Source organism: Mobilicoccus sp., from assembly GCF_032060985.1.
In the GTDB taxonomy this organism is placed as follows: domain Bacteria; phylum Actinomycetota; class Actinomycetes; order Actinomycetales; family Dermatophilaceae; genus Mobilicoccus.
This window is the reverse complement of record NZ_DAMBGD010000025.1, coordinates 1-18629: the sequence shown is the minus strand read 5'-3', so window position 1 is coordinate 18629 and position 18629 is coordinate 1. Positions and strand designations below refer to the sequence as shown.

Below are 18629 nucleotides of genomic sequence, written 5' to 3'. Positions count from 1 at the left end.
CGCGCCGGCAGGACACCCGCACCCACCTCAGGCGTCGGCCAGGGCGGCCTCCTCGGTAGCGGGGAGTTCGGCGTCCACCGGGTCGGGCGTCTCATCGGGGTCCCCCCCGTCCCCGAGCCCGTCGAGGTGGGCGGCGAGACGAGCGGGCGTCGGGTGGGTGAAGACGTCCTGGAGCTGCACCCCGCCGGTGATCCCGAGGCCCGTGCGCAGGCGCGCGAGGGTCTGGGCGGCGAGCAGACTGTCGCCGCCGAGGGCGAAGAAGTCGTCGTCCGGGCCGATGCCGCTCACCCCGAGCACCTGCTCGTAGATCGCGAGCAGGCGGGTGATCGTGTCGTCCCCGGAGCCCCCGCTCTCTCCGGCCCCGGCACCCGCGCCGACCCCCGCGCCCGTGCCTGCTTCATCGGCCTCGACCGACTGCCGCACCCACCGCTCCAGGCGCGGCTCCAGCGGCCGGGTCGAGACGAGCAGGGGCGTCGGCTCGGGCATCGCGACGAGGCGATCGAGGAGCGCGAGGCCCTCCTGCGTGCTCATCGCGAACCGGTCGGCGCCGGTGGCCGCGTACGCCGCGGTCTGCTCCTTGCCGTACTCGAAGTCCCAGTCGTCGAAGGCGATGCAGACCCAGTCCACGCCGTGGCGTCGCGGGTCGGCCTGGGTGAAGGTGTCGAGGCAGCGGTTCGCCGCCATGTAGGCCGCCATCGCGAGGCCGCCGAGCGTGCCGGCGATCGAGGAGAACAGGACGACGAACTCCGGCGCCCTCCCCTGCGCGGCCAACCCGGCGACGGCCGCGTCCAGACGCTGCAGCCCGAGCACCTTGGGGGCAAGCTCGGCGCGCAGGAGGTCGTCGTCGAGATCGCCGAGGTACGTGAGGTCGGCCAGGCCCGCCGCGTGGAACACGCCGTCGAGTCGCCCGTGGCGCGCGAGCGTCTCGGCGAACGCGTCGCCCAGATCGCCCTCGCGCGCCGGGTCGCACCGGAGCACGGTGACGCCGTCGGCGACGTCCTCGGGCACCTCCCCGCGCGTCGTCACGACGACACGTGCTCCGAGGCCCCGCAGGTGGTCGGTGAGCACCCGACCGATGCGGCCGAGTCCACCGGTGACGAGGTACACGCCGTCGGCGCACAGACGCGACGGCGCCGTGGGGACGGCGGCGGGTTCGTACGTCGGCACCCACCGGCGGCGACCGCGCCACGCGACGATCGACGCGTCGTCCGGCGTCCCCGCGAGGCACTCGCCGAGGATCGTCACCGCGGCGGCGCGAGGATCGGCGAGCCGCGCGGGGTCGACGTCGAGCACCCGGCTCGTCACGTGCGGGTTCTCCTGTGCGACGACGAGGGCCGGGCCGAGCACCGTGGCGCGCACGGGGTCGACGTCCTCGTCGTCGACCTGCACGGCCCGCTCCGTGACGGTCCAGACATGGACCGGCTCCGTGCCACCGACACGGGTGAGCGCCGTCGCGAGGTGGGCGGCGTCGCGGAAGCCCTCGGGCAGGCCGGGATCCTCCACGTCGGTCGACGCCGGCCACAACGAGACGATCCGCTCCGGCGCCCGGCCCTGCTCGGTGAGGGTCGTGAGCAACCTCGTGAGGCTGTCGGCATCGGCGGACACAGTGACGGCGTCGGCATCCGACGCGAGGGAACCGTCACCGGATCCCCGTGTCGCGACGACGAGTTCGCCGTTCTCCCGCAGCCCCTCGGCGACGGCCGCGGCGAGCGCCTCCGCCCGGGGGGACGTGTCGGGGTCGCCGGCGAGCAGCAGCCACCGGTGCGCCGCGTGCCCGGAATCGGGGTCGGGGCCCGGGGCGTGGCGATCGCGCCGGGGGCCTGACGCGGCAGGCTGGGGTGCGAGGGTGCGTCGCCACGAGGGCAACCAGGTCCACTCCTGCTCGGGGAGTCGGACGTCGGCGGTGGACGCCGCCGCACTCACCGCGCCCAGGCCGCCGTCGGCAGGCTCGGGCATGATCCGTTGCCGGTCGAAGACGTACCCCGGCAACGAGATCCGTCGGGGAGCCCGCCCGGCCTGCGAGGTGACCATCGCGGCCCAGTCCGGCTCGACGCCGGTCGCCCACAGGCGGCCGATCCCGTCGAGGAGCACCTGCGCGTCGCCGAGGGTCGTCTGCATCGGGTGGCGGCCGAGCTGGACGGCCGCCGGCGGGGTCGTGCCCGAGGACGCGGCGTGGTCGGCGGCCATCGCCGTGACGACACCGCTCACCGTGCGTCCCGGACCGACCTCGAGCACGGCGACGGGCGACCGCTGCAGGAGGGTCGCGACGTCGTCGGCGAACCGCACCTGGCCACGCAGGTGTCGACCCCAGTAACCGGGGTCGAGGGCCTGTTCGTCGGTGAGCCAGGTGCCGGTGAGGTTGGACACGAGCGGGATTCGCGGCGGGTGCAGTCGCACGGAGGCGGCGCGCTCGGCGACGGCCGCGGCGGCGGCCTCCATCATCGGTGAGTGGAACGCCCGCGTGGTCCGTACCCGCTGGGTCGCGATCCCGGCCTCCTCGAGCCGGGCGGCGACGCGGGCGACGGCCTCGGGTTCTCCGGAGACGACGACGTCCCGCGGCGAGTTGACGACGGCCACCTCGACGGTGGACTCGTCCGCGACGAACGGTGCGACGCGGGCCTCCTCGCCCTTGACCGCGAGCATCGCGCCCTCACCGGCGGCCTCCATCGCGGCCGCGCGGGTCTGGACGAGCGCGAGGGCATCGCGCAGGTCGAGCACCCCGGCGATCGTCGCCGCGACGTATTCGCCGAGGCTGTGACCGACGAGCGCCGTCGGCCGGATTCCCCACGCGAGGAGCGTGCGGGCCAGGGCGTATTCGAGCGCGAACAATGCCGGCTGGAGGTGGGTCGCGGGCGCGGGCGGCGCGTCCGGCCCGTCCTCGGCGTCGAGGGCGACGGCACGCAGGTCGAGGTCGTGGTCCTCGGCGAGGATCGCGGCGCACTCGTCGTACGCCGCGCGGAACGCCGGGACCTCCGCGTCGAGGCCGCGCCCCATGCCCGGGTACTGCGACCCCTGGCCGGGGAAGGCGAAGACGACCTCGGGCGTCTCGTCGGGGTCGACGACGACGGTCGCCTCGGACGGCGCACGCAATCCCCTCAGTGCCGAGACGAGGTCGGCGACCGACGCACCGGACACGGCGGCGCGGTGAGCGAACCGTTCCCGCCCCGTCGCGAGGGTCCACGCGACGTCGGCGGCGGCGAGGTCGCCGTCGCGGTCGAGCGCGTCGGCGAGCGCGCGCGCGGCGCCCTGCACGGAGGCGGGCGTCCGCGCCGACAGCGCGACGAGCTGGGGTCCCGCGGTCGGCACGTCCGATGAGGCGGCGCCGTCCGCGTCATCACGGACGTTCGAGACCCCCGCACCACCCGCGGCCGCCCGGCCCCGCCCCGCCCCGTCGACATCGTCGTCGCCCGGTAGTGCGGGGGCATACTCCTCGAGGACGAGGTGGGCGTTGGTGCCGCCGATGCCGAAGCACGAGACCCCGGCCCGCCGAGGGGCGTCGCTCGGGCGCTCCCACTCCTGGAGTTCGGTCGCGACGTAGAACGGGCTGGTCTCGAGTTCCAGTGCGGGGTTGGGCGTCTCGTGGTCGACGACCGGCGGGATGACGCCGTGTCGAAGGGCGAGGACGGTCTTGATGAACCCGGCCATGCCCGCGGCGATGTTGCTGTGGCCGATGCCGCCCTTGACCGACCCGATCGCGCAGTAGCCCGTCCGGTCGGTGTGGCGGCGGAAGACCTGGGTGAGACCGCGCACCTCGATGGGGTCGCCGACGAGGGTGCCCGTGCCGTGGCACTCGACGTACGTGATCGTGTCGGCGTCGACCCCGGCCATGTCCTGCGCCGCGGCGACGACGCGGGCCTGCCCCTGGACGCTGGGGGCGGAGTACCCGGCCTTGAGCGCGCCGTCGTTGTTCGTCGCGTGCCCGGTGACGACCGCGAGGATCGGGTCTCCCGCGGCCTCCGCGTCGGCGAGGCGTTTGAGGACGACGACCCCGACGCCGTCGCCGAGGATCGTGCCGGAGGCGTGGGCGTCGAACGGTCGGCAGTGGCCGTCCTCGCTGCTCACGTGCCCTTCCGCGTAGACGTACCCGCCTTGGGGGAAGGTGAGGCTGGAGGCCCCGGCGAGGGCGGTGTCGCACCGACCGGCCTGGAGCGCGGCACACGCCTCCGCGACCGCGACGAGCGAGGTCGAGCACGACGTCTGCACGGCGACGCTCGGCCCACCGAGGTCGAGCAGGTGGGAGACACGCGTGGTGACGTAGTCCTTGTCGTTACCGATCTCGGTGAGGTGCGCCTCCATCGGGTCGCGGGGGTCGAGCAGCCCTCCCCCGCGCAGGTGATGCAGGAGGTAGGTCGGCAGGAAGACCCCGCCGAAGACCCCGGTGCGCTCCCCGTCGGACCGCGGCGCCTGACCCGCGTGTTCGAGCGCCTGCCAACAGCATTCGAGGAACAACCGCTGTTGGGGGTCCATGAGCAGTGCTTCCTTGCGGCTCACGCCCCAGAAGCCCGGCTCGAAGTCCCCCGCCCCCTCGACGAGGGCGCCCACCCGTCGATACGACGGGTCCGCGAGCAGGTCGGCGGGCACCCCGCTCTCGAGGAGCTCCTCCGTCGTCAACTCCCGGATCGCGCGCACACCCCCGGTGAGGTTGTCCCAGAACGTGTCGACGTCCGGCGCCCCGGGGAACCGGCAGGCCATGCCGACGACGGCGATGGGTCCGCCCGGCCCTCGGGTCGTCGCCGCCGCCGCCTGCGTCGAGCCGGTCGCCTCGGCCTCCCACGGGCTGTCACCGACGTCCCCCAGGCTCGTGGCCAGCAGCCGCGCCGTGGGGTGCTCGAAGACGTCGACGACCGACACCTCGAGTCCGTGGTCGGACCGTAGCCGCGCGCACACCTGCGCTGCGGCGAGGGAGTGCCCGCCGAGGTCGAAGAAGTTGTCGTCGGCGCCGACGTCCGGCACGCCGAGCACCTCGGCGAGGACGTCCACGACGGCCCGCCGCACGGCCCCCGCCCCCTCGGCCCCGATGGCCCCGGCGCGCGCCTCGACCTCGACCCCGCCCCCGGTCGCCGCGGCGGCACCCGAGCCGGCCACCTGCCCCGCGGTGGCTCCGGACGCCCGCCTGCGCGAGCGCGGGTCGGGCAGGGCTCGACGGTTGAGCTTGCCGGTTCCGGCGAGGGGCAGCGCGTCGAGCAGGACGAGGAAGGACGGCACCGCGTAGTGCGCGACCCGCGCCTTGAGGTGCTCACGCAGTCGGCGCACGAGGTCCTCGTACGCGGCGGCGTCGGTGAGCACGTGCCCGGAGCTCGGCACGACGTACGCGACGAGGTGCTCGGGCGAGCCGGTCTCCTCGTCGTCGAGGGTCGTGATCGCGGCGGCGGCCACGTCGTCGTGCCCCCGCAGAACGCTCTCGACGGCGGCCGGCACGACGCTGTAGCCGCGCAGCTTGACCATGAAGGCGAGGCGACCGTGGATCTCGAGCCCGCCGTCGTCGCGGATACGGCCGGCGTCCCCCGTGCGGAACAGCAGGGAGCCGTCGTCGCGCAGCGGGTCGGGGACGAACCGCTCGGCGGTGAGGTCGGGTCGGCCGAGGTATCCGCGGGCCAGGGAGTCCCCGCCGACGTAGATCTCGCCCTCGAGCCCCTGTGGGACCGGCCGCTGTTCGGCGTCGAGCACGCAGAACCGGACGTTGTCCATCGGCACGCCGACGGGCGCGTACCGGGGCGCGATCGCCGGGTCGAGGTCGGTGAGGTCGGTCGTGCAGACGTCGTGGGTCTCGGAGATCGAGTAGTCGTTGACGAGGCGCACATGCGGCAGGGCGCGCCGGAACCGCTGCACGAGGGCGGTGGGGACGACCTCCCCGTTGAGGTAGACGATGCGCAGCTCGGGCAGCGCCTCGGCGAGGTCGAGGCCCGGGGTCGCGAGCACCTGGTCGAGCAGGGACGGGGTGAACAGCACGCGGGTGATGCGTTCGCGGGAGAGCTGGTCGACGAGACGCGGCGGGTCGAAGATCACCTCGTCGGGGATGACGTGGGCCGGGCGGCCCTGCAGCATCGGGCGCAGCACCTCCCAGACGAAGAAGACGTTGCAGGCCTCGCGTTCGTCCTCGCCGTAGGGCAGGTGCCGGAACCGCCACGTGTAGGAGTTCACCGCGCCGCGGTGCGGGCAGATGATGACCTTGGGCTCGCCGGTGGTGCCCGACGAGGTCACGCAGTACGCGAGCGACTCCGGTCCGGGCAGTTCCCGCCCGCTCGAGGGATCGTCGAGGACCGCGACCCCCTCGGCCTCCGCGCGTGCCTCCCACGCCTCGTCGAGGACGATGACGGCGCCTCGCTCGTGCCACTCCGCCGGGAGGTCGCCCGCCCCGACCGGGGACGTGACGATCGCCGCGGGTGACGTCGCGTGCAGCACGTCGGCGAGGAGCGCGGGCGGCAGGCTCGGGTCGACGGGCTGGTACGCGCCGCCGGCCTTGAGGGCGGCGAGGTAGACGAGGACGAAGTCGGCGCTCGTCGGCAGGTGGATGCCCGTGAACGCGTCGACGACGACGCCCTTGGCCTGCAGCTGCCGGGCGAGGAGGTCCGAGCGGGCGTCGAGCTGAGCGAACGTCCACGAGGATTCACCGTCGACGAGGGCGACCTCATCGGGGGTGCGGGCGGCCTGCGCGCGGAACAGTTCGTGCAGCGTCGCGTCGCGGGGGTAGTCGACGACGGGGCCCTCGACGACCGACGGCGGGCGTCGGCGCAGGTCCTCCTCGACCGCCTCGACGACGAGCGTGGCGACCTCCTGCAGGTGGGGGACGGTGTAGAAGTGGTCGCCCTCGAAGATGCGGGTGCTGAAGGCCTCGCTCGTCGTCTCCGCCCACGCCGCGAGGTCCTCGGTGGTGAGGAGATCGTCGTCGGTGGCGCCGCAGGCGGTGACCGGCACGGGCAGACGCCCCGCCCGCCCGTCGGGCAGGTGGTAGGTCTCCGACAGGGCGAAATCCGCCCGCAGCGGCGGGAGGACGAGGCCGAGGAGCTCGGGGTCGGCGAGCGCCTCGTCCGGCACGAGTCCCAGACGACGGACGACGTCGACGAACTCGTCCTCCGGCAGGTCGTGCATCCGCTCGGGCGCGGTGACGGCTGAGCCGCTCGCCGCGGGGACGTCGGCGGCGGAGGCTGCCGCCGCGGTCACCGACGGGGCGTGGTGAGCGGAGGCGACGACGTGCACCGGCAGCGGCAGGTGCCGCTCGGACAACACCCGGGCGGTCTCGTAGGCGACGAGCGCCCCGACGCTGTGACCGAAGAACGCGAAGGGTTTGTCGCCGCATCCCGCGAGCGCGCCGACGATCTCGTCGACGAGCACGCCCATGTCGTCGATGAGGGGATCGGCGAGCCGTGCCCCACGGCCGGGGAGGTGCAGCACGAGGAGCTCGACGTCGTCGGGCAGCGCCTCCGCCCACCCCCGGTAGGCCTGAGGCCCGCCACCCCCGTAGGGGAACGCGACGAGACGCCACCGGGCGTCCGGGCGTGACAGGGGCGTGCTGAACCAGGGCGAATCGGTGGGCCGGGACATGGACGTCCTCCTGAGGGGTGGCGTCAGCACGGCCCGGGGCGGTGCGGCCCCCCTTCGACGGGCCTGCTGGTTCTTTGTCGCGACCTTAGTGGGCCCGCGGCGCCCGTGCGCGGCCGGCCGCACGACGAGTTCCCCGCCCGCCCTCCGAAGACCTCCCACCCCGAACCCCGAGATGGCAGATGGGATGGCAGCGGGACTCTCGCTCCCGCGGTAGCTGAGCTGCCATCCCGTCTGCCATCTCGGGTGTTCCGGTCGGGTGCGTCAGCGGCGGACGGCGCGCGGGTGCTCGGCGGCGCCCGGTCCGTCGGCGGGCGGGTCGGCGGCCGACATGAACAGCGCGAAGACGACCGGGTCGCGGGCGCTGATGAGGTCGAGGCGCCCCCCGTACTTCTCCGCGAGATCGCGCGCGAGCCCGAGACCGAGCCCCGTGCTCGACGTGCTCACCGACCGCTCGAACACGCGCCCCGCGATCTCCTTGGGCACGCGCCCACGGTTGCGCACCTCCATGACGACCGACGGCCCCGCCCGCCGCACGTCGACCTCGACGACCTCCTGGCCGTGGACGAGCGCGTTCTCGAGGAGCGTCGCGACGATCTGGGACAGCGCGATGGGCGTGGCGACCACCATGAGGCCCCGGTCGCCGACGACACGGATGCTCCTCGACCGGTGCTCGAACTGCGGCGCCCATTCGCGCTGGAGGGCGGCGAGGACCGCGTCGATGGACGTCGGACGCGGCGCCCCCGCCGACCCGTGCCGGGCCCGGGTGAGGAGTTCGTCGACGGTGACGTTGAGGCGTTCCACCTGTTCGATCGCGGCGTTGGCCTCCTCGCGGGCGACGCCGATGTCGTCGGTGACGGCGATCTCCTCCAGGCGCATGAGCACCGCGGTGAGGGGAGTGCGCAGTTGGTGGCTGGCGTCGGAGGCGAACTCGCGTTCGGTGGAGAGGGTGCGCTGCCATTGCGTCGCCGTACCCGCGAGGGCGGCGGCCACCCGGTCGATCTCCGGCAGGCCCGAGGAGACGGGGTCGTAGCGGGCGCCGCCGGCGCCCAGGCGCTCGGCCTGGTCGGCCAGCTCGGCGAGCGGGACGCTGAAGCGACGTGCCTGGTGGCGGGCGATGAGCACGGCGCCGACGACCGCCACCAGCGCGAAGAAGAGGACGTAGGCGACGAGCAGCTCGGTCCAACTGCCGGCGGGGACCGGCGCGAGCGGCAGGCCGGGGACCGGCCCCCGGGGCGCAGCCGCGTGCGGCAGGCCGCCCGGACCGGGGAAGAGCTCACCGGTGATGCTGAGGACGACGAACCCCATGACGAGCATGGGGATGCCGAGCATCGCGACGGCGAAGGCGACGGTCAGCAGCGTCGACCGCAGGAGCGCGCCCTCCACGGCTGGCCTGCCTCAGGCCGCGTCGCCGGGGCGTTCGAAGCGGAAGCCCACTCCCCGCACGGTCGTGATGAACCGGGGACGTGAGGCGTCGTCCCCGAGCTTGCGACGCAGCACCGAGACGTGCATGTCGAGGGTCTTCGTCGACCCGAACCACTGTGTCTCCCACACCTCGCGCATGAGCTGCTCCCGGCCGACGACCTTGCCCTGTTCTCGCACGAGGACCCTGAGCAGGTCGAACTCCTTGGCCGTGAGCTGGAGTTCGGTGCCGTCGACGAAGACGCGCCGCGCCTGGGTGTCGATGCGCAGACCGCCGTTGTCCGAGGACTGGGGCGTCGGCGCGCTGCGTCGCAACAGGGCCCGCACGCGGGCGAGGAGCTCGGCGAGGCGGAACGGCTTGGTGACGTAGTCGTCGGCCCCGGCGTCGAGGCCGACCACCGTGTCCACCTCGTCGGCCCGCGCCGTGAGCATGAGGACGGGGGCGGTGCGCCCCTCGGAGCGCAGCCGCCGACAGACCTCGAGGCCGTCCAACCCGGGGAGCCCGATGTCGAGCACCACGAGATCGGGGGTGCTCTTGGCCTCCTCGAGGGCCGCGAGGCCGTCGTCACAGATCGTCACGTCGTAGCCCTCGCGCCGCAGCGCGCGCCCCAACGGATCACTGATGGCGGTGTCGTCCTCGGCCAACAAAACGCGAACCATGAGGGCATGCTAACGGTCGGACGACCGACCGGCCCTCCGCGACAACCGAATTCGATCCGTGTCGGATTCTGCGCGACGAACGGCAGAACGCCTCAGACCCCGGGCCAGGAGGGCGTGCGCTTCTCGTTGAAGGCGGCGACGCCCTCGGCGCGGTCACCGGAGAACGCGGTTGCGCGCCAACACGCGTCCTCGACCTCGAGGCCCGTGCGCAGGTCGACGTCGAAGCCCAGACGCATCGCCTTCTTCGCGTTGCGGAGGCCGACCGGCGAGTGGCCGGCGATGATCGCCGCCATCTCCAACGCCGCGTCGCGCGCGCCGCCGGCGGGGACGACCTCGTCGACGAGTCCGTACTCGTGCGCCTCGACACCGGTGAACCGCGTGCACGTGAAGATCATGCGGGAGGCCTTCGACCAGCCGATCCGTCGGGTGACCAGCTGCGTTCCCCCACCGCCGGGGATGACGCCGACGGAGACCTCGGGCAGGCCCAGTGTCGCCTTCTCCCCCGCGACGATGACGTCGCAGGACAGGGCGATCTCGCACCCGCCGCCGAGGGCGAACCCGTCGACGGCGGCGATCGTCGGCACGGGCAGGTCCAGGACACCGGTGTACGCGGCACGGGCCACCGGGCGCTGACGGACGAGGTCGGCGTCGCTCAGGCTGTTGCGCTCCTTGAGGTCCGCGCCGACGCAGAAGGCCTTTTCGTGCGAGCTCGTCACGACGACGACCTGCGTCCCGCGATCCGTCGCGAGCTGCGCGCAGGCCTCCGCGAGCGCGGTCGCCATGTCGGTGGAGATCGCGTTCATCGCCGAGGGGCGGTCGAGCACGAGCTCGGCCACCGCCCCCTTCTCGCCGTGCCGCTCGATCCGGACCATCTGCTCACTCATCGCTCGCCCTTCTCCTTCGTGTCGGTGCCGCTGACATCGGTTGCGCGGACATCACTTGCGCGGACATCAGTTCCGCGGACATCGGTTCCGCGGGTGGTCTGGGAAGGGCGCCGGGTCGCCGTCGGATCCGCGTGCGCGTCCATCTCGTCGGCAGGCGAGGGGGGCCCGGACGGGTGGGTGAGGTCGACGGGGAGCTCGTGCACGGCGTCCTCGACCCTCTCGGGAGGCCCGGGCGGGTCCATGGAACCGCCCGGGTCGGCCGTGATCGGGGGCTCGGTGGGCCCGGCGACGTTGGGCGACTCCGCGCCGGCCCCCTCCTCGGAGGCCCACAGACTCGGGTCCGACATCGGTGGCCGGTGCACGGTCCGCAGCGGGCGCGAGGGCACCATGACCCCGGCGCCCCGTTCGAGGATCCACGTCTCGGTGACCCCGAGCCCCCGCAACGGGCGGGGCGCGAGGCGGCGCAGCGCGTACTCGGGGCGTCCCTCGAGCTCGGCGGCGATGAACTCGTCGACGAGGATCGTGTCGGGCTGGGCGACCTCGGTGATCCGGCTGGCCCGATTGACCGGCGTGCCGAACACGTCACCGAGGTGGGAGAGGACCTCCCCCGCCGCCAGACCCACGCGCATGCGGGGCGTCGCGGGATCCTCCCGGAGGGCCTCGAGCAGGTCGATCGCGATGTCGACACCGGCGTCGACCCGTTCGACGATGTAGAAGACCTCATCACCGATCGTCTTGACGATGCGCCCGCCGTGGGCCGTGACGACGTCGGCGGCCAGGGCCTCGAAACGTGCGACGAGGCGGCCGAGCTGCTGATCGGAGAGCCGGGTGACGAGCGTGGTGAACCCGACCATGTCGGCGAATCCCACGGTGCTGTGGTTGCCTCCGTCCTCACTCTGCCCCTCGGCGAACAGCCGGTTGAGGGCGGCCGACAGGTGTCGCCGCCACGCGTACACCATGAGCGGTTCGAGGTCGTCGACGAGGTCCATCAGCCATGCCCCGGCGACGTGCGCGGCGTGCGCGTCATCGGCGCTGCGCCCGGCGAGCCCCGAGCCGGAATGGGATTCGAGGATCGCCGTGAGGTCGTCGACGGGGACGTCGGGGGCGCCGCGAGCATTGAGGACGGCATCGAGGAGAAGGCTGCTCTGCCAGGCGGCGAGTCGGTCGGTCGTGCGGGCGATCGCCCGGGTCATCGAGAGCGCCAGCGGTTCGTGCAGACGGCCGCTGCGGACGAGTTCGACCATGTGGCGGAGGGCCTCGACGTCGGCGTCGGTGAACGACGTCTCGTCGTCGCCGACCCCCGGGAACCCGAGCGCGTGCCAGAACCGGCGGGCCTCGAGCAACGGCACCCCCGCCGCCGCACTCACCTCACGGCGCGCGAGGGTGCGGGGTCGGCCGAGCAGGTGATCCGTGACGTCCTGTGCCCCGGGGTCGCCCTGTTCGTCGGTCATGGGTCGATCATGCCTGCTCCGCGGGCCTGACGTGAACCACATCACCTGCCGCGAATGTCCGTTTCCGTCCGGCGACGTCGACGACGAGGCATCCGGAGGGGTCGAGATCCACCGCCCTCCCCTCGACGTCGCGGGCGGTGCCGGGCTCCCCGGGGAGGTGGATCCGCACGTGGGCCCCGAGCGTCGAACACGCCTCGCGGTAGGCGCGCTGCACCTCCGCGGGGACCGCCCCGCCGTGGGTGAAGGCGGCGTACCGCGCGGCGAACGCCTCCGCGACGGCGACGACGACGGCCTCGCGCGTCACCCGCAGTCCCACGAGGTCCAGGGACGTCGCCGTCGGGACGGGCAGGTCGGCCTGCGGCACGGTGACGTTGACGCCGATGCCCGCGACGACGACCCCGGCCCCGCTCTCGCAGAGGATCCCGCAGACCTTGCGGTGGCCGGTCGGGTCTCCGGGAGTGGTCACCGATGTCGATGTCGATGTCGACGGCAGCGAGGCGTGCGGCGCCGAGGGCGACCCCACGAGCACGTCGTTCGGCCACTTGAGCACGACCTCCAGATCCACGCCCCCCTCGGTGGCGAGTCGCCCGAGGGCGTCACGGACCGCCAGACCGGTGACGAGCGGCACCCATCCCCAGTCGTCCACGGACGCCGGCAACGGCACGGTGAGGGACATCGCGACGGACGTCCCCGGCGGCGACACCCAGACCCTCTGATGGCGGCCGCGACCCGCGTCCTGGGCCTCCGCGGTGACGAGCCGCCAGGGCATCGGGTCGTCGAGGGAGCGCGCATTCGTGGAGTCGACGAGGGGCAGGACGTCGACCCTGCGCCAGGGCCCGGACGGCGGCGCGAGAGTGTCGACGAGCACAGAACGCTCAAGGCTTGCGGGCATGGCGACAAGGCTAGGCTGCCGCCATGAGCGACGCTGTGAACCCCGAGAGCACCGCGACCACCGACGCCGGTTCGGCCGCCTCCCAGCCCGACATGCGCACCACCGCGGGACGTCTCGCCGACTTCCGGAGGCGTAACGACGACGCGGTGCACGCCGGCTCGGCCAGGGCCGTGGAGAAGCAGCACGCCAAGGGCAAGAAGACGGCCCGCGAGCGCATCGAGCAGCTGCTCGACGACGACAGCTTCGTCGAACTCGACGGGCTCGCCCGCCACCGCTCCACCAATTTCGGCCAGGAGAAGAACCGGCCGTACGGCGACGGCGTCGTCACCGGGTACGGCACCGTCGAGGGTCGTCCGGTCTGCGTGTTCGCCCAGGACTTTACCGTGTTCGGCGGCTCGCTCGGCGAGGTCTTCGGCGAGAAGATCATCAAGGTCATGGACCTCGCGCTCAAGATCGGGTGCCCGGTCGTCGGCATCAACGACTCCGGTGGCGCCCGCATCCAGGAGGGCGTGGCCTCCCTCGGTCTCTACGGAGAGATCTTCAAGCGCAACGTCATGGCCTCCGGTGTGATCCCCCAGATCTCGCTCATCATGGGTCCGTGCGCGGGCGGCGCCGTGTACTCCCCCGCGATCACCGACTTCATCGTCATGGTCGACCAGACCTCCCACATGTTCATCACCGGCCCCGACGTCATCAAGACCGTCACCGGCGAGGACGTCGCGTTCGAGGACCTCGGCGGCGCGCGCAGCCACAACACCAAGTCCGGCGTCGCGCATTACATGGGCGAGGACGAGGACGACGCGATCGAGTACGTGCGCGAACTGCTCTCCTACCTGCCGCAGAACAACCTCGAGGAGGCCTCGGTCTTCGAGTTCGAGGAGCTGCCGGAGACGACGGAGGAGGACGAGGCGCTCGACACCTTCGTGCCCGACTCCCCCAACACGCCCTACGACATGCACACGATCATCGAGACGGTCGTCGACGACGGCGCGTTCACCGAGGTCCACGCCCTGTTCGCGCCCAACATCATCTGTGGCTTCGGCCGGGTCGAGGGCCGCAGCGTCGGCATCGTCGCCAACCAGCCCATGCAGTTCGCGGGCACCCTCGACATCGACGCCTCCGAGAAGGCCGCCCGGTTCGTGCGCACCTGCGACGCGTTCCACATCCCGGTGCTCACGTTCGTCGACGTCCCGGGCTTCCTCCCCGGCACCGACCAGGAGTGGAACGGCATCATCCGCCGCGGCGCCAAGCTCATCTACGCCTACGCCGAGGCCACGGTGCCGCTCGTCACCGTGATCACCCGCAAGGCCTACGGCGGCGCCTACGACGTCATGGGCTCCAAGCACCTCGGCGCCGACATCAACCTCGCCTGGCCCACGGCGCAGATCGCCGTCATGGGCGCCCAGGGCGCGGTCAACATCCTCTACCGCAAGCAGATCCAGAAGGTCATCGACGAGGGCGGCGACGTCGACGCGGCCCGGGCGCGGTTCATCGAGGAGTACGAGACCACTCTCGCCAACCCCTACATCGCCGCCGAGCGCGGATACATCGACGCCGTCATCCCGCCGTCGGAGACGCGCACCCAGGTCATCCGCGCGCTGCGTGCGCTGCGCACCAAGCACGCCAAGATGCCCGAGAAGAAGCACGGCAACATCCCGCTCTGAGGCGCGTCCTACACGACACCGTGCACTCGGACACCCCACCGACACGACGACAGGAGCCACGATGAGCGACGCAGCGGTCGAGAGCACACCGGCAGAGCCGGATCACGCGCCCGTCATCACGGTCACCCGCGGCAACCCCACGCCGGAGGAGACCGCGGTGCTGACCGTGCTGCTCTCCGCCCTCAGCGGTCCGGGAGAGGACACCGACGCGGGCGCGCGGCGCGGCTGGTCGCGGCCCGCCCGTCGCCTCAGCGGCGGTCTCTCCGGCATGGGCTGGGGCCGCTTCTGAGTCCCGGCGCCCGAGGCAGGTCGCCGAGGCCGCCGTCTCCCCGCCGGGGCGGCGGCCTCGCCGTCGGCCCCACCGGGTGAGGGGAGCACCGGCCGGGTCGGACGTGACCGTCCTGCCCCGCGAGGGCGCCTCTGCCGTCTCGGCATCGACGGTCGGCGGTGGCTCCGGTGCGGGCGCTGAGGATGACCGCACCGCGGCCGCCGGGCCGAGAGCGACCTTCGCCCATGTCGTCGTCGACCCCGGTGGTGAGACCATCGGCCGCGCGCCCCGCCGACCGGAGACGACCCGCGCCCGGTGGGCACCGCCCTGCCGCACGTGGCCGCCCTTCCGGGAGAGATTCGCGGAAAGGCCTGCGGCGCGCGAGACGGGCCCCTACAGTCGAATCGTGACCCGCGACTTCACCGATGTCGACCGTCTGGCCGAGTCCTACACGAACGACCACCTGCAGCTCAGCCCGCTGACCGCGATCGCGATGGGCGTCCGCGTGGGGGCCGAGCCCATCGACGACCTGTCCCCCGACGGGCTTGCGGCCCGGTCGGAACTCCGCCGGCGGACGCTCGCCGCCATCGAGCGGAGCACACCGGTCGACGACGTCGACGTGGTGACCCTCGACGCCATGCGGGAACGGTTGTCGGTGGAGGAGGCCAAGCATGAGGCGCATCTCGACGCCGCCTCGCTCGACGTCATCGCCTCCCCGCTGCAGGAGATCCGCGACACCCTCGATCTCATGCCGACCGCGAGCGAGGACGACTGGGCGGCGATCGAGGCCTACCTCACGGCCGTTCCCACGGCGCTCGCACAGTGGCACGCGTCGCTGCTGCAGGCCGCCGCCCACGGACACGTGGCCGCGCGTCGCCAGATCGAGGGCTGCGTCGACCAGATCGACGACCTCGTCTCCCCCGCCGGCGCGTTCGCCCGACTGTCCCGGCAGGCCGCGGACTCCACGGCCCCTGCTGCCGCCCGCGCGGTCGCCCTGGGCGCCGAGACGGCCGCCGACGGCTACTCACAGGCCCGTCGCCGACTCCTCGAAGAGATCCTCCCCCTGGCCGGCACCCGGGACGGCTGCGGGCGTGAGCTCTACCCGCTGTACTCGCGGGAATTCCTCGGCACCGACGTCGACATCGACGAGACGTACGCCTGGGGCCTGTCCGAGGTGGCCGACATCGGCGAGGAGATGCGGGCACTCGCGCGTCGTCTGCGCCCGGGGGCCTCCCTGCCGGAGGTGTACGACGCGCTCGACGCCGACCCGAGGTATGTCGTCGAGGGAACGGACGCCCTCCGGGGCTGGATGCAGGAGAAGGCCGACGAGGCCGTGTCCTCCCTCGCCGACGTCCATTTCGACATCCCCGAGTCGATCCGCCGCATCGAGTGTCGCATCGCGCCGTCCACGACCGGCGGCATCTACTACACGGGCCCGAGCGAGGACTTCACCCGGCCGGGCCGGATGTGGTGGTCGGTGCCCAAGGGCGTGACGACGTTCGGCACGTGGCGCGAACTCACGACCGTCTACCACGAGGGCGTCCCCGGTCATCACCTGCAGATCGGGCAGACCGCCGCCCGCGCCGAGCTCCTCAACCGCTGGCGTCGTCATCTGTGCTGGGTGTCCGGCCACGGAGAGGGCTGGGCCCTGTACGCGGAGCGCCTCATGGACGACCTCGGTCACCTCTCCGACGACGCCTCCCGCCTCGGCATGCTCGACGCCCAGATGCTCCGCGCGGCGCGCGTCGTCGTCGACCTCGGCGTCCACTGCGAGCTCCCGGCGCCGGCAGAGGTCGGTGGCGGGACGTGGGATGCGGCGAAGGCCTGGACCTACCTGCGTTCCCACGTCAGCCTCGAGGAGAACACGTTGCGCTTCGAGCTCTCCCGCTACCTCGGCTGGCCGGGGCAGGCGCCGTCCTACAAGGTCGGGGAACGGTTGTGGCTCCAGATCCGAGACGAGGTCGCCCGCGCCGAGGGCCGGGACTTCTCGCTCAAGAGCTTCCACCGCCGCGCCCTCGACCTCGGCTCCGTCGGCCTCGACACCCTCCGCCGGGCCCTCCTCCCGCAGCAGCCCTGACCCTGAGCCGCCCTCCCCTGATCGGATGACGACATCGGCTCCGAGGGGGGCGGCGGTGCTGGCTAGGGTGAGCGGGTGACGATCCCGTTCTGCCTTGCCTCCGCGTCCCCGGCCCGCCTCACCACGCTCCGACACGCCGGGGTGGATCCCCGCGTCGTCGTCTCGGCGGTCGATGAGGACGCCGCCGTCGCGGACGCCACCGGACGCCTCGGCGCACTCGGCTCCGAGGACGTCGCGCTCCTGCTCGCGCGGGCCAAGTGCGAGGACGTCGCGGTCCGCCTCGAGGAGGAGGAATGGGACGGCGTGGTCCTCGGGTGCGACTCCGTGCTCGAGCTCGGCGCCGAGACCCACGGCAAGCCCGCCGATGCGGCCGAGGCCGTTGCGCGTTGGCGGCTCATGCGCGGCCGCAGCGGTGTCCTGCACTCGGGCCACTGGCTCATCGACCTGCGCGAGGACGGGAGCGGGGCCACTCTGGGCGCGGTGTGCTCGACGACGGTCCACTTCGCCGACCTCGACGACGACGAGATCGAGGCCTACGTCGCGACCGGCGAACCGCTGGCGGCGGCGGGGGCGTTCACCATCGACGGCCTCGGTGGCCCGTACGTGACGGGGATCGAGGGCGACCACCACAACGTCGTCGGGGTCAGCCTCCCCCTCGTACGGGAGCTGCTCGAGGAGATCGGCATTCCCTGGCGGCTGCTCCGCGCCGCGGGCTGACAGCGGCGCGGCGCCACCCACTCACTCTCCGGTGAAGCTCGCCGATCGACGTTCGCGGAACGCCGTCACACCCTCGACGAAGTCACTCGTCGTCATGAGGGAGGTCTGCCCGTAGCGTTCACGATGCAGTGCCTCGTGGAGGTGGCCCACCGTCGCCTCGTTGATCGCCTCCTTCGTCACGCCGTAGGCGACCGTCGGCCCCGAGGCGAGGGTGGCGACGAGGGCGTCGACGTCCGTCTCCAGATCCTCGACCGGGGACAGGTGCGTGATCAGCCCCCAGTCCATGGCCACTGGGGCCGGTACCCGCTCGCCGAGCAGCGCCATGCGCATGGCCCTCGCACGACCGATCGACGCGGCGACGAGGGCCGTCGCCCCACCGTCGGGCATGAGACCGATGTTCGTGAACGCGAGGAGGAAGAACGCCTTCTCCGAGGCGATGACGAGGTCGGCCGCCAGGGCGATGGACACGCCGATGCCGGCACACGGTCCGTGGACGACGCTGACGATGGGACGGGGGAATCGCCGCATCGCGATCACGAGCGCGGCCCCCTGATCGAGGGTCGCGGGGGACGGAGGAGCGTCGGGATCCAGGTCGGCGCCCGAGCAGAACCCCTTGCCGGCACCGCGCAGGACGAGCACCCGGACACCCGCGTGCCTCGTCGCCTCACGCACGACGGCCTCCATCGTCTCGGCCATGGCGGCCGGGAGGGCGTTCAGGGTGTCGGGACGATTCATCGTCATCGTCAACACCCCGCCCTGGAGGCTGGTGAGGACGTCGCCGTCCGCGAGATTCAACAGGTCATCATTACCGGACACGGGGTTGCTCCTCGGGCCACGTCAGGGCCCCACGGTGGATGTAGGCGGGCGCCCCCAAGCCTAGGCGACCCGTCCCGTCCGGGTATGCGAAAGGAGCCCCTCGACCTGTCGGTCGAAGGGCTCCCTCACAAGAATTGTCCGGCGGCGTCCTACTCTCCCACACCGTCACCAGTGCAGTACCATGGGCGCTGAAAGGCTTAGCTTCCGGGTTCGGAATGGGACCGGGCGTTTCCCTCTCG

General features: G+C 72.8%; 11 protein-coding genes and 1 rRNA gene. 4 read left to right on the top strand and 8 right to left on the bottom strand.

Annotated features, from left to right (window positions below; genetic code table 11):
* Positions 1-27: 27 nt before the first annotated feature.
* The 6 genes from RT054_RS15800 to RT054_RS15775 form a co-directional block, all read right to left on the bottom strand.
* Positions 28-7542: an SDR family oxidoreductase gene (locus RT054_RS15800; RefSeq protein ID WP_313025493.1), complete on the bottom strand. Its 7515-nt coding sequence runs from the start codon at positions 7540-7542 to the stop codon at positions 28-30.
* 261 nt (positions 7543-7803) lie between these two features.
* Positions 7804-8925 (bottom strand): HAMP domain-containing sensor histidine kinase, encoded by a 1122-nt coding sequence (locus RT054_RS15795; protein ID WP_312720007.1) that lies wholly within the window; start codon positions 8923-8925, stop codon positions 7804-7806.
* Positions 8926-8937: 12 nt separating this feature from the next.
* Positions 8938-9621, bottom strand: coding sequence for a response regulator transcription factor (locus RT054_RS15790; RefSeq protein ID WP_312720008.1), 684 nt, complete (start codon positions 9619-9621; stop codon positions 8938-8940).
* Between the two features lie 92 nt (positions 9622-9713).
* On the bottom strand, positions 9714-10505 hold the full coding sequence (locus tag RT054_RS15785; protein WP_313025490.1) for an enoyl-CoA hydratase-related protein: 792 nt from the start codon (positions 10503-10505) through the stop codon (positions 9714-9716).
* On the bottom strand, positions 10502-11956 hold the full coding sequence (locus RT054_RS15780) for an adenylate/guanylate cyclase domain-containing protein (RefSeq protein ID WP_313025488.1): 1455 nt from the start codon (positions 11954-11956) through the stop codon (positions 10502-10504). The genes RT054_RS15785 and RT054_RS15780 overlap by 4 nt, the downstream gene beginning before the upstream one ends.
* 7 nt (positions 11957-11963) lie before the next feature.
* The gene (locus RT054_RS15775; protein WP_313025486.1) at positions 11964-12848 is read right to left on the bottom strand and encodes a biotin--[acetyl-CoA-carboxylase] ligase; all 885 of its coding nucleotides are present in this window, start codon (positions 12846-12848) and stop codon (positions 11964-11966) included.
* A gap of 23 nt (positions 12849-12871) precedes the next feature.
* On the opposite strand from RT054_RS15775, the gene RT054_RS15770 reads away from it, so the two are divergent.
* From RT054_RS15770 to RT054_RS15755, 4 genes are all read left to right on the top strand, one after another.
* Positions 12872-14512: an acyl-CoA carboxylase subunit beta gene (locus RT054_RS15770; RefSeq protein ID WP_396837326.1), complete on the top strand. Its 1641-nt coding sequence runs from the start codon at positions 12872-12874 to the stop codon at positions 14510-14512.
* A 61-nt stretch (positions 14513-14573) separates the two neighbouring features.
* Positions 14574-14801 carry an acyl-CoA carboxylase subunit epsilon gene (locus tag RT054_RS15765; protein ID WP_312720013.1) on the top strand — a complete coding sequence of 76 codons (228 nt, stop codon included), beginning with the start codon at positions 14574-14576 and terminating at the stop codon, positions 14799-14801.
* A 385-nt stretch (positions 14802-15186) separates the two neighbouring features.
* Positions 15187-16857, top strand: coding sequence for a DUF885 domain-containing protein (locus tag RT054_RS15760; RefSeq protein ID WP_313025483.1), 1671 nt, complete (start codon positions 15187-15189; stop codon positions 16855-16857).
* A 75-nt stretch (positions 16858-16932) separates the two neighbouring features.
* Entirely contained in the window at positions 16933-17574 is a 642-nt protein-coding gene (locus RT054_RS15755) for a Maf family protein (RefSeq protein ID WP_312720016.1), read from the top strand.
* A 21-nt stretch (positions 17575-17595) separates the two neighbouring features.
* Here the strand turns inward: RT054_RS15755 and RT054_RS15750 are convergent, their stop codons facing one another.
* Together RT054_RS15750 and rrf are read right to left on the bottom strand one after the other, a co-directional pair.
* Positions 17596-18390, bottom strand: coding sequence for an enoyl-CoA hydratase (locus tag RT054_RS15750; protein WP_312720019.1), 795 nt, complete (start codon positions 18388-18390; stop codon positions 17596-17598).
* 136 nt (positions 18391-18526) lie between these two features.
* Positions 18527-18629: ribosomal RNA gene (rrf, locus tag RT054_RS15745) — 5S ribosomal RNA — on the bottom strand; the annotation flags it as partial.

Excerpts from the sequence above, each read along its gene's own strand:
- RT054_RS15800 (WP_313025493.1), bottom strand. The coding sequence starts at position 7,542 with ATGTCCCGGCCCACCGATTCGCCCTGGTTCAGCACGCCCCTGTCACGC.
- RT054_RS15790 (WP_312720008.1), bottom strand. The coding sequence starts at position 9,621 with ATGGTTCGCGTTTTGTTGGCCGAGGACGACACCGCCATCAGTGATCCG.
- RT054_RS15785 (WP_313025490.1), bottom strand. The coding sequence starts at position 10,505 with ATGAGTGAGCAGATGGTCCGGATCGAGCGGCACGGCGAGAAGGGGGCG.
- RT054_RS15780 (WP_313025488.1), bottom strand. The coding sequence starts at position 11,956 with ATGACCGACGAACAGGGCGACCCCGGGGCACAGGACGTCACGGATCAC.
- RT054_RS15775 (WP_313025486.1), bottom strand. The coding sequence starts at position 12,848 with ATGCCCGCAAGCCTTGAGCGTTCTGTGCTCGTCGACACTCTCGCGCCG.
- RT054_RS15770 (WP_396837326.1), top strand. The coding sequence starts at position 12,872 with ATGAGCGACGCTGTGAACCCCGAGAGCACCGCGACCACCGACGCCGGT.
- RT054_RS15765 (WP_312720013.1), top strand. The coding sequence starts at position 14,574 with ATGAGCGACGCAGCGGTCGAGAGCACACCGGCAGAGCCGGATCACGCG.